The 15,307-nt window shown below is 46.4% G+C and carries 3 protein-coding genes; all 3 read left to right on the top strand.

Annotated elements, in window-relative coordinates:
- Positions 1-9 precede the first annotated feature (9 nt).
- Genes FO446_RS19300 through asnB form a run of 3 tightly spaced genes read left to right on the top strand, consistent with a single transcriptional unit; the run spans position 10 to position 15,267 of the window.
- Positions 10-7,356 (top strand): beta-ketoacyl synthase N-terminal-like domain-containing protein, encoded by a 7,347-nt coding sequence (locus tag FO446_RS19300; protein ID WP_237898820.1) that lies wholly within the window; start codon positions 10-12, stop codon positions 7,354-7,356.
- Between the two features lie 55 nt (positions 7,357-7,411).
- Positions 7,412-13,423: a non-ribosomal peptide synthetase gene (locus FO446_RS19295; RefSeq protein ID WP_237898815.1), complete on the top strand. Its 6,012-nt coding sequence runs from the start codon at positions 7,412-7,414 to the stop codon at positions 13,421-13,423.
- Between the two features lie 26 nt (positions 13,424-13,449).
- Positions 13,450-15,267 carry an asparagine synthase (glutamine-hydrolyzing) gene (gene asnB / locus FO446_RS19290; protein WP_221869045.1) on the top strand — a complete coding sequence of 606 codons (1,818 nt, stop codon included), beginning with the start codon at positions 13,450-13,452 and terminating at the stop codon, positions 15,265-15,267.
- Positions 15,268-15,307 lie beyond the last annotated feature (40 nt).

Genomic DNA, 15,307 nt, shown 5'->3' with positions numbered 1-15,307 from the left:
GTGCCTAGTATGAACAAAATGGACGAGCTTCTCTTAAAGTTACTGTGGGGTCAAATGCAGTCGCTTGGCTGCTTTGCAGAAAAGAATCAGACGCTCAGCGATCTCAAAAGAAAAAGCGGCCTGCTTGACTTATATGACATGTGGCTCGAAGAAACGGCTTCTGTTTTAGCCCGGAATGATTATCTCGTTTACGATAGCGAAACATCTACCGTGATCGATACTGCGCCCATTTCCAGTACGGCTGTTTGGCAGGAATGGGAACAAGAAAAAGGAGTCTGGCTAAAAAATTCGGATACGCATGCGCAAGTCAAGTTAGTCGAAGCAACCATGCGTGTTTTACCGCAAATTCTCACTGGAAAAGTGAGGGCTACAGAGGTCATCTTTCCCAATTCATCGATGGAATTAGTCGAAAAGGTATACAAAAATAACAAAGTTTCCGACTACTTCAATGAAGTGCTCGCGGATACAGTGGTTGCTTTTGTAGAGGAACGGCTCAACCAGGATTCTGCGGCCCGAATTCGCATTCTTGAGATTGGTGCAGGTACGGGAGGAACCAGTGCCGTCGTTTTCCAAAAGGTAAAGGCGTATGAAAAGCATATCCAGGAATATTGCTATACAGACCTCTCCAAAGCCTTTTTCATGCATGCAGAAAAAGAGTATGGCCCAAGCAATCCGTATTTGACCTATCAGATTTTTAACGTAGAAGACGCTGTGACTGGACAAGGAATTGATTTGGGCGGATATGATATCGTCATTGCCGCAAATGTCCTGCACGCCACCAAAAACATTCGCCAAACCGTGCGTAACGCGAAAGCCGTTCTAAAGAAGAACGGCTTGCTTTTGCTAAATGAAATGAGTAAAAACACCCTCTTCCTCCATCTTACCTTTGGTTTGCTGGAGGGCTGGTGGCTGTACGAAGACCCAGAGCTGCGCCTTTCAGGCTGCCCTGGGTTATCTTCGGCAACGTGGCAGAGAGTATTGGAGGAAGAAGGATTTCAGTCGGTCTTTTTCCCAACAGAAGAGGCGCACGCGATGGGACAGCAGATTATTGTGACCGAAAGTGACGGCGTGATCCGCCAACAGCAAATAAAACAACCGCCTAAACCTAAGACGAGCGTAAATGCTGAACAGCCAAAAGCCAAGAGAGTGGAAATACCTTTCGCTCCTGAAGGAAGGGCAAGCAAAGATGTCCTGCGCGAAAAAAGTACGGAATACATCAAACAGCTGATCGCTGAAACACTGAAGATGCCGAGTAACCGAATGGATGCTTCTGAGCCTTTAGAGGCGTACGGTATGGATTCCATTTTATCTGTTCAACTGATCAATCAATTTCGGAAAATTTTCGGCGAAACCATCAGCGGTACTTTGTTTTTTGAATATCAGACAGTAGATGACTTAGTCGAGCATTTACTCGAGACACAAAGAGAAGCACTGATTTCGCTCACAGAATTAGATGATTACAAGCAGGAGCCAAATCAAACGGAAGATCAGGTTGAGCTTGCCCCATTGCCGAAAACCGGAGAGAAACGAAACCCTAGAAAAACAAGATCCTTTGCGCCAGCTGTTCGTTCGCAAAGGACGGCGTCCAAGCCTGCGTCCTCCGGTAAAATAGCGATTATCGGCATGAGTGGGCGTTTTGCTCAAGCTAACAACCTGGAAGAGTTTTGGGAGAACTTAATTCAGGGTAAAAAGTCTATCTCAGAAATTCCAGCTAAGCGTTGGGATTGGACAGCGTATTATCATCCAAATCGGGAGGATGCCATTTCCCAAGGAAAAAGCTATAGCAAATGGGGTGCCTTCTTAGAGGAATTTGATCAGTTCGATCCGTTATTTTTTCATATGACTCCGCGAGAAGCAGAAAATATAGACCCCCAGGAGCGCCTTTATTTAGAAGAGTGTTGGAAGGCATTAGAAGATGCAGGCTATGCCTCGTCGAAGATGTCTGCGGAGCTGCGGAAGCGAACAGGGGTTTTTGGTGGCATTACGAAACAAGGATTTCATTTGTATAGCACGGAAACCACCCAGCACTTTCCGACAACCTCGTATTCGTCGATGGTAAATCGGGTTTCGTACTACCTAAACTTACAGGGGCCGAGTATGCCGATCGATACGATGTGTTCCTCAGCTCTCGTAGCGATTCATGAAGCATGTGAATACATCCGAAACGGGAAGGGAAGCATGGCGATTGCTGGTGGAGTGAATCTGTACACCCATCCGCTTACCTACTTCGGTCTGACTGTGGGACAGCTCATTTCGCATACTTCTGACAGTGCTGCCTTTGGGAAAGGTGGAATAGGTTTTGTGCCAGGCGAGGGAGTAGGTGCTGTTGTTCTCAAGGATTACGATCAGGCTGTGCGGGACCTGGACCATATTTATGCGGTGATACGCGGAACCGCTGTCAACCATAAGGGCAAAGCCAATAGCTATATGACACCAAGCCCCAATCCTATTGCAGATGTGATGGAAGAGGCGTTGGAAGAAAGCGGACTGGACCCTCGATCCATTAGTTATCTGGAAGCTTCCGCCTATGGATCAGACATAGTCGATGCCGTCGAAATGACAGCAGTGACGAAAGCTTATCACAACCGTCAAGGAGCAGAAGGGGACTATCGACTCGGTTCGGTCAAGCCGAATATCGGGCATTGTGAATCGGCTTCCGGCATGTCGCAGCTAATGAAAGTGATTTTGTCCTTGCAGCATCAGACGCTGGTTCCAACCCTGATTCCTGACGAATTGAATCCGAATATTCATTTTGATCAACTCCCCTTTCAATTGCAGCGAGAGGTATCAGAATGGAAGCAGATCACAGTAGATGGGCAAACAGTCCCCCGACGAGCAGGCATTACCAGCTTTGGCGGCGGTGGAGTGAATGCCCATCTTATCGTGGAGGAATACAACCGCACTCCATCATCAAGGAGAGTAAACGATTCAGAACCTGCGCTGTTTGTCTTTTCGGCCAAGAATAAAGAGAGATTGCAAGCTTACATTCATCGCTGGATTGCTTATTTACATAAGAACAGGCATATGGATGTTGCGAATACAGCCTATACTCTTCAAATCGGAAGAGAAGAAATGCCTTGCCGTTTGGCAGTTATCACCCATAATCAAACAGTGCTTTTAAAGCAACTGGAACGCTGGTTGGAACACCAAGAAGAGACGGAACATTGCTTTTTTGGCGATCTCAAGGAAAACAAAGAATTGATGGCAGACCGGGTTACGCTGGCAATCGAATCAAAAGATGTAGGGGAACTGGCAACATTATGGGTTCTAGGCAATCCCATCCCTTGGCAGAAGCTGCATGAAGGGAAGGCGTTATCCCGAGTAGCTAAGCTCCCAACCTATCCATTTAAGAGGAGAACGTGCTGGATAGAACGCAATCAAACGAATCGTACTAGGAGGGAGACGAGCATGACATCCGCTCATCCAGAATTCGAAAACAAAGCCGTTGAAATTTACACATATAGCGCCAACAGCAGCGAAGCGGAGTTTTCGGAGGATTACCTGACCGTATGTCCATTTGAAAGGAAGATTCCAGGCTTTTCAATGAGCCGTGTCATTTTGAACCCGGAAAAATACCCGTTGGAAAGAGAAATGGTGAGAGAGAAGCAAGTAGAGATGCGCCAGGTACTTTTTTGCAAAGAAAATTTCTCTCGTGTGAAAAAAGTATTGGACTTCGGATGCGGTCACGGGACAGATGTGATTCAAATAGCAGAGCTTTATCCACATATCGAAACCCACGGATTTACGATTACCAAGGCGCAAGCAGAGCTTGGCAATCAACGAATCGCGCAGAAGAATCTGGGGGCTCGTGCGAAAATTTTCAACAAAGACAGCTCCAAGGATGCCTTTCCCGACCTTTACGATATTATCGTCGGGATTGAAGTGAGCTTCCATATTCGAAATAAACAGGGACTATTTCACAATATCTCTTCTGCACTCAACGAAGAGGGAACCGTTCTGTTGATCGATTACATAGCCAATACGCGAGGACCGATCGTAGACCAGAACGTAGAAGTCAGCATTCCCACCGTGCAGGAATGGATTGAGCTTTTGGCGGAGCATCAGTTAGTGATCGATGAAATCATCGACGTATCACCGCAGATTGCTAACGCCTTGCATGATCCTGACGTGGAACAGTACATCAAGCATCTGCCTAAAGCCGTTCAAGATTTGTATATCAACACAGTAAATCAATCCATCTCTCTCGAACGAGGGTGGATCAGCTATTGTTTGTTTAAGCTGAAAAAGGCTCCGCATCTTGCGTACCCGAAGCGTTGTGAATGGAATGCCAGCAAAATATCGAAGAAAAGACCGTATCCAGAAGCATTAGCGGAAATGGTAAACAGCGGTTATATTCCTTATCCGAAACAGCAAACGAGAACTCTCCCGAATCCGAATCAGTATGATCACAGCTTTCCTTGGAATAGAGAAACCATCAAAGAATCCTTGGTGGAGGCTTTTGCCACCGTTTTAGGACTTCAATCTGAAGAATTGGATGAAGTAGTAACCTTGAAGGATATGGGAATTGGCTCTCTTAACGCCGTTGCCTTATCCGAAATGATTAATAGCAAATTTAATCTGAAATTACCGACCAGCGTTGTGTTTGAACACGATACATTAGATTCATTGGCAGGCTATATTGCTAGTCATTTACAGCAAGGCGAGCCTAGCCAGCTCCGTTCAAGTAAACCATTCGCGTCGGATGCTCAAAATCAATCAGATTCATCTGATTATTCTGAATCAAAACATAATTTGTCGGCAGATCAGTCTATTCCAGATCGGACAAAAATCAAGACGGGCCTGATTGAGGCTTTTTCTGCCGTTTTAGGCTTGAGACAAGAAGAGCTGGAAGAAGTGGAAACTCTAAAGGATTTGGGGATCGGCTCTCTCAATGCCGTTCAATTATCCGAAGCTATCAATAGCCAGTTTCATCTGAAACTACCGACCAGTGTTGTGTTTGAACATAATACCCTGGAAGCATTGGCGAGCTACATCGCGACGCATTTACCAGAGCACCAATCAGCGCAGACAATCAGACATTTTGAAGAGAAGCCTGTATATACAAAGAGAGTCCCAACCCGAAATATTGCCTTCGAGCCGGCTAAAGCAGCTTCCAATGATATTGCGATCATTGGGATTTCCTGCCGCACAGCAGGTGCTCAGGGGCAGGATGAATTCTGGGAGCTCGTCAGTCACGGCAAAGATTGCATCAAAGAAGTGACCAACCCAGACTGGCGCGCCTTTTTCAAAGAAAATGGGCTCGTTGATATTCCGATTAAATACGGGGCGATGGAGGATATTGAATATTTTGATCCGGCGTTTTTCAAAATTTCTCCTACCGAAGCCCAATCGATGGATGTCACGCAGCGCATCCTTTTGCAAGAAAGCTATAAAGCGTTAGAGGACGCAGGTTACACCCCGTCCATGCTGAGAGGACAACCCGTTGGAACTATCATTGGCGCGATGGCGGGAATGACAGTAGAACAAGATTTCTCTCATTTTGGCATGCTCGGATCGGATACGAGTATACTTGCTTCGCGCATCGCCTATTTCCTTGACCTGAAAGGACCAGCATTGGCTGTGAATACTGCTTGCTCATCCTCATTGGTTGCGATCGATATTGCTTGCCAAAAGCTAAAGACGGAAGAAGTCAATCTGGCTATCGCAGGGGGAATTACGATTTACTCCCACCCTGCTCCGTTTATCTCGATGAGTAACGCAAGAATGCTTTCTCCTACAGGGGAGTGCCGCCCGTTTGACAATGGTGCGAATGGGATTGTCGTTGGGGATGGCGTTGGCGTCGTGATCTTAAAAAGATTGCAAGATGCATTACGGGATAACGACAGCATCTATGGTGTCATCCGTGGCAGTGGAACCAATCAGGATGGACGGACATTGGGCATTACCGTACCTAGCTTCCAAGCACAAAGCGACCTGCAAAAATCCATTTACGCGAAAAAACAGATTGATGTGGAAGACATTCAATATATCGAGGCACACGGAACGGCGACAAAATTAGGGGACCCTGTAGAGATTCATGCACTGAGTGAATCATTCCGCCACTTCACGCCAAAGAAACGATTCTGCGCAATTGGTTCTTTGAAAGCCAATATCGGTCATACCACAGCGGCGGCTGGGGTGTTGAGTGTCATCAAGGTTTTACTCAGCATGAAAAACAGGAAGATGGCCCCTTCCATCCATTTTGTCAAAGAGAATGAACACATTGATTTTGAAAACAGCCCTGTTTATGTGAATACCAAGCTGCAAGACTGGCAGACCAATTCCAAAGGCTCTCGATTGGCTGCGGTCAGCTCTTTTGGCTTCAGCGGCACCAATGCTCATCTGGTAATTGAAGAGTTTGATCGATCAAAGGTAAGATCCGTTGCTCCTGTTGAAGGTCAAGAGATAGCGACGGGAGTCTTCGTGCTGTCAGCTGAATCACGTGAGCAATTAGTGGCCTATGCCAAGAAAACAAAGGTATTTGTAGAGAAGCATCCTGAGGTGAAACTGGCGGATTTCCTTTATACCTATCAGACTGCAAGGGAATCCATGGCACATCGAGTAGCAATCGTAGTTCACAGCAAAGATCAGCTCATTGCGCTGCTGGAGCAATTCATACAAGGGAATGGGACAAAAACGGCTGATCTGTTTATCGGAGAAATAAACAAAACGGGTGGAATCAAGATCGGCGATACAGAAGAGGGAAGGGATTTTATCCGCAATCTTGCTCTGAACAAGAAAATCAAAAAGCTGGCGGAGCTATGGGTTCATGGTAATGAAATAGAGTGGGAAGCGCTCTATCCAAAAGGAATGGTGAGCCGTCTATCAGGTCTTCCGAGCTATCCTTTTACCAAGGAACGCTATCGTTTACCCAAAGTTGTCGTAGGAAATCGAACCCATCAAGAAGCTGCTGCCACCTCCGAACTGACAGCAGAAAAACACGAACACAGAGCAGCAGACTTAGCCAACTCAACTGAGGTAACTCGTGTTCAAGCGGAAGAAGCTGATGGGAGGGAGGCAGAAATCCAAAACTCGGGTATCCATCATGATGTCATACATGCTGAAGATGACGATACACCACGTAACGAACTTGTGAGAAAAATTGCTGCAGCTTGGGAAGAGGTACTTGGCGTGAAAAAGGTTGACATCCACAAAAACTTCCAAGACCTCGGCGGCGATTCAATCATGGCCACTCAGATTATTTCCAGATTGAAAAATAGCTTCCCGGTAGATTTGAATCTGGACAATCTCTTTTCGGCGCCAACTGTTGCAGGAATGGCGGAGCTAATTGAAGAGGAACTGATTGCTGTTATTGATGAACTTCCAGAAGAGGCAATTTTGGAGCTATTAAGCTGATGAATTCATCTCGTAAGTACGGCAGCAGAATCAACAGGTAGGAAGGAGCAATCCGATGATTAATGATAAGGAATCAGCTAAATCAAGAGATGAGATACTTGCCGAGAGCAGGTCAAAGCTTTCCGAGAAGAAACTGGCCTTGCTGGAAAAGCTGAAAGGCTCAAAACTGGAGACGAAAAAGACGGGAATTCCGCGCCGTTCAAGAGAGGGCTTCGTGCCCCTCTCTTTTGCCCAGCAGAGACTATGGTTTTTAGACCAGTTGGTACCAAACAGTCCTGCCTATAATGTGGTTGCGGCCTTCCATCTGTCGGGTGAGCTTCACACAGACATCATGGAGCGGTGCGTTAATGAGATTGTGAAGCGCCATGAAGCACTGCGAACCACCTTTCAAGTCGCAAACGGAGAGCCGTATCAGCTCATTGCTCCTGCCTTGCAAATTCCTTTTCCCCTTGTCGATCTTACTGGATATCCCGAGGCGGAGAGAGAAGATGAGTTTCGCCGACTCGCGAAAGAGGAAAGCATGTATGTTTTCGATCTAACCAAAGGACCCTTGCTGCGTGTTACTTTATTCAAACTCGGCGAGGATTTGAATATCTTACTTTTGAACGTTCACCATATCATCATAGACGGATGGTCAGTCGGGGTTTTCTTCAGAGAGATGGTTTTGCTTTATCAGGCATATCTCGCGGGCAAGCCTTCCCCATTGCCTGAGCTTCCGATCCAGTATGCGGATTTTTCCATCTGGCAACGGGAGTGGCTTCAAGGAGAAGTGCTGGAGAAACAGCTTTCTTACTGGAGAGAAACCCTTGGAAAAGAAAGCAGCGCGTTAGAGCTGCCAGTAGACCGTACACGACCTCCCATCCAAACGTTTCAAGGAGGAAGCCTAAAACTACAGATTCCCTCTTCCCTTTCCCATGCCATAAAAGCGCTGAGCGAGCAAGAAAATGCCACGCTGTATATGGTCATGATCACCGCGTTAAAGATATTGTTGCACCGTTACAGCGGGCAAAATGATATCCGGGTGGGAGTGCCCGTAGCGAACCGTAACCGAGTGGAAATAGAGAATTTGGTCGGCTTTTTTGTAAATACGTTGGTTCTCAAAACGGATGTTTCCGGCAATCAAAGCTTTAGAGAACTGCTGTCACGTGTGAGAGATACGGCGAACAGCGCATACAGACATCAAGATGTACCGTTTGAACGATTGGTGGATGAATTACAGCCTGAGCGTAATATGAGTCAAAATCCACTATTTGAAGTCTGCTTTGTGTTGCAGAACTTTCCTATGCCGAAAAAATCGGACATGTCTGCATTAGGCTTTTCCTTGGTCAAATTTGAAGAGTTCCGTAACAACACTTCCAAGTTTGATCTCTGGATTCAAGTTGTAGAAAAAGGAGATATCCTTGACCTCGACGTTGAGTTCAATTCCGATATTTTTAATGAATCGACAATTAGTCGTCTACTGGAGAGCTTTACAATCGTACTGGCAGGTATTGTCGCGAATCCGAACCAGCCGATTGCTGATCTGCCGATTTTGACCGCGGCTGAAGAGCAAAAGTTGTTGGTTGAATGGAACGATACGAAGACGTACTACCCAGAGCAACATATGTGTCTTCATGAAATAATCGAAGCGCAGGCTGTCAAAACTCCAGATGCGCCAGCCGTTATTTTTGAAGAGGAGCAACTCACTTACCGTGAATTGGATCAACGGGCGAATCAACTGGCGAACTATCTCCAGAAACAGGGTGTACGAGCGGAAACGCTTGTGGGCATTTATATGGAGCGCTCCTTTGAAATGGTTATTGGGCTGTTAGGTATCCTCAAAGCAGGCGGTGCCTACGTTCCCCTAGATCCGAGCTATCCGCAAGATCGGGTGGCTTTTATGATCACGGATGCGAATCCTTCCTTCCTCTTGACCGCGGAAGGGCTGAAGAACACGCTGCCTGAATACGGTGGACAACTCATTTGCCTCGATTCAGATTGGGAGACAATCAACCTGGAGAACCATGTGGCGCCCGAAATCGAAGTCAACAGCGACAATTTGGCGTACATGATTTACACCTCAGGCTCTACAGGCAAGCCAAAAGGTGCGATGAACACTCATCGCGGTATCGTCAACCGACTTTTGTGGATGCAGGAACAATATCAGCTAAATGAAACCGACCGGGTCATGCAAAAGACGCCTTTCAGCTTTGATGTGTCGGTATGGGAATTTTTCTGGCCATTAATGACGGGCGCCTGCATGGTAGTAGCTCGTCCAGAAGGTCACAAAGATACGACCTACCTGGCACGACTGATCAAAAAAGAGAAAATTACCACCATGCACTTTGTCCCTTCGATGCTGCAAGTGTTCCTTGAGGAGTCGGAAATTAGCGGCTGCGATACGCTACGACGAGTCATTTGCAGTGGGGAAGCCTTATCTTATTCAACGCAGGAGCGCTTTTTCGAATGTCTCGATGCGGAGTTGCACAACCTGTATGGTCCTACAGAAGCGGCGATTGATGTCACGTACTGGGCGTGTCAAAAAGGAAGCAAGCTTAGATCAGTGCCGATTGGACGCCCTGTGGCAAACACCCAAATCTATCTGTTAGACGAGCACCTGAATCCTGTTCCCGTCGGTGTTGCCGGTGAGCTGCACATTGGTGGCGTGCAACTGGCTCGCGGATACTATAACCGCCCTGAGCTGACAGAAGAGAAATTCATCCCTGATCCGTTCAGCAAAATAGAGGGAGCGCGCCTTTATAAAACAGGTGACTTGGCCCGTTACATGCCGGATGGAACGATCGAGTATCTGGGGCGCATTGATTTTATGGTCAAACTAAGAGGGTTCCGTATCGAGCTGGGTGAGATTGAAGCTGTACTAGATGAACATCCACATGTACAAAAAGCGGCAGTGATCGTTCATGAATCCGAGCAGCGACCAGGGCATAAGCAGTTGGTATCTTATATCGTGCCAGATTCTCAGTCCAAGGAAAAATTGAAAGTGGCAACAGAAGAAGCACTTCCTGCGGAACAGGTATCTGAATGGCAGGATGTCTTTGATAAAGCCTATGATGATGAAAATAAATATGAAGCCGATTTCAACATTACCAGCTGGAACAGCAGTTATACGGGTCAACCCCTTTTAGCGGAAGAAATGCGTGAATGGGTCCATTCGACGGTGGATCGTATCCTTGCCTTGCAACCGAAAAAGGTACTCGAGATCGGGTGCGGTACAGGGCTGTTGCTATCTCGAATTGCGCCTCATTGTGAACAGTATTGGGGTACGGATTTTTCTTCGATGGCTTTGGATTATATTACTGCGAATCTGATCAACCAAAGAGAGGATTTATCCAATGTCACACTGCGTAAGAGCTATGCGGATGATTTTAGTGGACTAAAGGGACAGAAGTTCGATGTGATCGTGCTCAACTCTGTCGTGCAGTATTTCCCGGATGCGAACTACCTGTTGGATGTGCTGAAAAAGGCCATACATGCCATGAATGACAAAGGAGCAATCTTTGTCGGTGATGTTCGTAATCTTTCTTTACTGCAAACCTTCCTCACTGAGGTTGAGATGGAAAAGTCACCGGCGACATTGACCACCGATCAATTGAAACGCCGCGTACAAAAGCGAATGAGACAAGAGCAGGAGCTGGTTATCGATCCTGCCTTTTTCTATGCGCTTCAAGATCAGTTGCATCAAATCAGCCATGTAGAAATCAAGCTGAAGCGCGGAAGTCATCATAATGAATTAACTCGCTATCGCTATGATGTGATTCTTCATCTCGGCAAAAAAGTGCAGACAATCGAAGACTTTGCATGGCTGGATTGGCATGAGGAGGGATTCCGAAATATTGATGGACTTCGTCAAATCATGACCAAATATAAACCGCAAATCTTAGGACTTACGAAAATCCCGAATTCGCGGTTGGACAGGGCGAATCGATACCAGTCATTACTTGCTGACCCAGATGCTCTCAAAACGGTGGAAGAGCTGAGAACAGATCAGAACCATCCTAGCACTGGAATAGACCCGGAGGAGCTTTGGAGGTTGGGTGCTGAGCTTCGATACCGTGTAGATATCGCTTGGATGGGCGATTGCGGGGATGGCAGCTATGAAGCTGTGCTCCGACCTGAGCATTTACTAGAAAAAAGACAGCGTAACACAGTGGTCACCGCGTGGCATCGTCCAGCGAGAAACTACCAACCGATCGAAACGTATGCGAACGATCCTTTGACAGACAGAGTTGCTCGCCAGTTCATTCCAGAGCTGCGCAGTTATTTACGGGATAAGCTGCCAGATTACATGGTTCCGTCTATCTTTGAGTTTATCAAGGAAATGCCCGTGAACATGAATGGTAAATTGGACCGCAAAGCGCTTCCTGCGCCGCTTATGGAAGTGCCAGAAATGGAAGGGGATTTTGAACCGCCAACGACGGAGACGGAAAAAATTCTTGCCGATGTCTGGGCTGAAATATTGGGCTTGGATAAGGTTGGCATACATAATAACTTCTTCGGATTGGGCGGGGACTCCATTCATACCATTCGAGTGGTTGCGAGAGCAAAACAACTCGGTTTGGAAATGACTCCACAGCAGATTTTCCAATTCCAAACCATAGCCGAACTGGCAGAGGTTGTAGGTGGGGGTTCCACTCAAAGTGCGAAGCGAACGGCAACAGCAGTAGAGTTACCCACTCTTGATAAGCATCAGTTGGATCGGATAAAAGCAGACAACCCATACATGGAGGATGTTTATCCGCTGACGATCATGCAAGAAAATATGCTCTATCGATACAAGCATCATCCAGAACCCGGTTTGAATGTGGTTCATCATGCTTTTCGCATAGAGGGCGGCCCTTTCCATGTAGCTGCTTTTGAGCATGCATGGCAGCATCTCATCCAACAATTCCCTGCCTTGCGAACCTCCTTCATCTGGGAAGAGCTGGATGAACCGATGCAGATCGTTCATGAGAAAGTGGATATCCACATCAAGCAGGAAGATTGGCGGGACATTCCGGAAGAAAATCAACACGAAAAATTGCAATCCTATATTCAAAAGCTAAGACAAAAAGGATTTGAGATGGGCAAAGCACCACATGCGCATCTTGCTCTTATTCAAGTAGGAGAGGATGTCTACTACTTTATTTATGTCTTCAATCTGATGTTGCAGGATGGTTGGAGCTATACGTTGATCGTTAAAAGACTATTCGAATATTATCAAGCGTTTTCCCAAGGGAAGGCGATTGATATTGTGCCTGTATATCCGTATCGGGATTATGTTGCGCTACAAAAACAGCAGGACTTAACGGATGCGGAGCTGTTTTGGAAGAAGAATCTGAAAGGAATGACCAGCTCCACGCTTGAATGGGCACAAGCGAGTAAGAAGAATATGTCTGCTGAGGAGCCTCCCTATTCTCAAGAAAGGTTCATTGTATCGCCAGAAGTCTCCTCGGCGCTGTTATCCTTGTCCAAGAAGTATCATCTGACGCCATATACATTGGTACAGGGGGCTTGGGCATTGCTGCTCCATCATTACAGCGGCAAGGAAGACGTTGTATTTGGTACGATCTTCTCCGGTCGCAGCATAGCGATGATGGAGGTCGAACATTCTGTCGGACTTTTCTTCAATATTTTGCCCATTCGCGTGAGCGTTGAGCAAAACATGAGGTTCTTGTCTTGGCTACAAAACATGCAGTCGAAAGTGGTAGAGACGAGTCAATACGAGTACACTCCGCTGAAAAAAATATACGAGTGGTGCGATATTCCACGAGATCGGCTTTTATTTGACAGCTATCTGGTAAGCGAACAGCTTCCTGATTTCTCTTCTGTCTTTAGAGGATTTAATGATGTCCTCGGCGCTACCATCTATGATTCGGTTGCGCAGACGGAGCATCCATTACGAGTGGAAATCCTTTTCTATGAACAAGTTTTGGTTCTGCATATCAACTACTATCGACGTTTCTTCAACGATAAGGAAATTAGCAGGATGCTGCAGCACTTGAATGCTCTTTTAGAAGGATTGGTAGCAAACCCAGAGCAAAAGGTAAATGAGTTAGTCAATGCGATAACGCATCATCCCCAACACTAAATTTGCGAACAAGAGGAGAGGTTACTATGTGTGGAATTGTGGGATGGCTTGATTGGGATGACGATTTGACATCCCAGCATGCTATTTTGCACAAAATGGCTCAAGCGATCCAACATCGTGGGCCAGATGAAGAGGGGTATTGGTTGTCTCCTCGGGCAGCGATTGCGCATCGGCGCCTGATCGTGATCGACCCGGAAGGCGGCAAGCAACCCATGATCTACCGAGAAGGAGATCAGACGTGTGTCTTATCGTTTAATGGCGAAATCTATAATTACTTGGACCTGCGCCGCCAGTTAGAGCTGCTTGGGCACTCCTTTCAAACCAATTCTGACACGGAAGTATTACTGCACGCTTTTTTGGAATGGAGAGAGGAATGTGTCCGTCATCTCAATGGAATTTTTGCATTCGCCATTTGGGACGAAAAAAATCATCGCTTGTTTTTAGCACGTGATCACTTGGGTGTAAAACCATTATTTTATTGTCAACGAGGGAGCTCGTTCTTGTTCGGTTCTGAACTGAAAGCCTTGCTCGCCCATCCAAAAGTAAAGCCTGAGGTAGAAGCGGATGGGTTAGCGGATATTATCGGACTCGGTCCGGCGAGAACGCCTGGATTTGGCATTTTCCGCAATGTAAGGGAGGTGCGAGCTGGACATTGTGTAACAGTCACGAAGGATCAAATCAGAACAAGGCCATACTGGAAACTGGCGAGCAAGGTGCATACCGATGATATGGAGACAACGACAGAAACGATACGCGGTCTGTTACAAGACACGGTAAAACGTCAGTTAATCTCTGACCTGCCATTGGTTAGTATGCTGTCTGGGGGCTTGGACTCTAGTGGCTTGGTTGCTTTAGCCGCTGAGGAGCTCCGTAAAAAAGGGAAAACGTTGCAAACCTATTCGGTAGATTTTGTTGACAATGATCAGCATTTTGAAGAAGGTTTGCTTCACATTAGTTTGGACGCGCCATGGGCAAAATCAGTCTCAGAGCATGTACAAACCAAGCATCAAGAGATTACCTTCAACGCCCAAGATCTGATTACTCATTTTCATATGCCGTTGAGAGCGCGTGATCTCCCAGGATTAGGGGAGACGGATACCTCGCTCTATTTGTTCTGCCGGGAAATGAAGAAAAAAGCGACCGTCTCGCTATCAGGTGAATCGGCAGACGAAGTATTTAACGGGTACCCTTGGTTTCAGAAGGAGAAATTCTTGAACTCAGGGAAATTCCCTTGGATGGAGCATGACGGGTGGAGCTCATTTTTAAATGAAGAAGCCATCGAAAAGATTCGCCCACAAGAATATCTTCGCAGGCGGTACGAAGAAGGGATTGCAGAGGTACACCCTTTGGAAGGGGAGACAGCTTTGGAAGCTCAACAGCGCAAAATGTCGTACCTCTTTATCACGCGTTTTCTTCCGTTGCTATTGGATCGCAAGGATCGAATGAGCATGTATACGGGGTTTGAAGTACGTGTTCCCTATTGTGATTACCGTCTGGTTGAATATTTGTGGAATGTCCCATGGAAAGTAAAAAATATTGATCAAATCGAAAAAGGCTTGCTTCGCAGAGCGTACAAAGGATATTTGCCGCAGGAAGTATTGTATCGCAACAAAAGCGCATATCCGATGACCTATCATCCGGAGTATTACCATGCGATTCTGGACCATATGAAACAAATTCTAGCCAATCCTAATTCGCCTCTATTACCTTTAATTAATAAGTCTGTAATCCAATTTGTACTGGATGGAAAAGCACCTATGAATCTCGCTCAATCAACGAAGCTGATCGAATATCTCGTCCAGATAAACATGTGGTTAGAGGAATACAAGGTATCAATTCGATAGAATCTCTGGGATTTGCTGATAAAAAGGACAGTCAGGATAT

Source organism: Brevibacillus brevis (genome assembly GCF_022026395.1).
Taxonomy (GTDB): domain Bacteria; phylum Bacillota; class Bacilli; order Brevibacillales; family Brevibacillaceae; genus Brevibacillus.
The sequence above is the reverse complement of the archived record's forward strand: the minus strand, read 5'-3'. Positions and strand labels throughout refer to the sequence as shown.

Excerpts from the sequence above, each read along its gene's own strand:
- FO446_RS19300 (WP_237898820.1), top strand. The coding sequence starts at position 10 with ATGAACAAAATGGACGAGCTTCTCTTAAAGTTACTGTGGGGTCAAATG.
- FO446_RS19295 (WP_237898815.1), top strand. The coding sequence starts at position 7,412 with ATGATTAATGATAAGGAATCAGCTAAATCAAGAGATGAGATACTTGCC.
- asnB (WP_221869045.1), top strand. The coding sequence starts at position 13,450 with ATGTGTGGAATTGTGGGATGGCTTGATTGGGATGACGATTTGACATCC.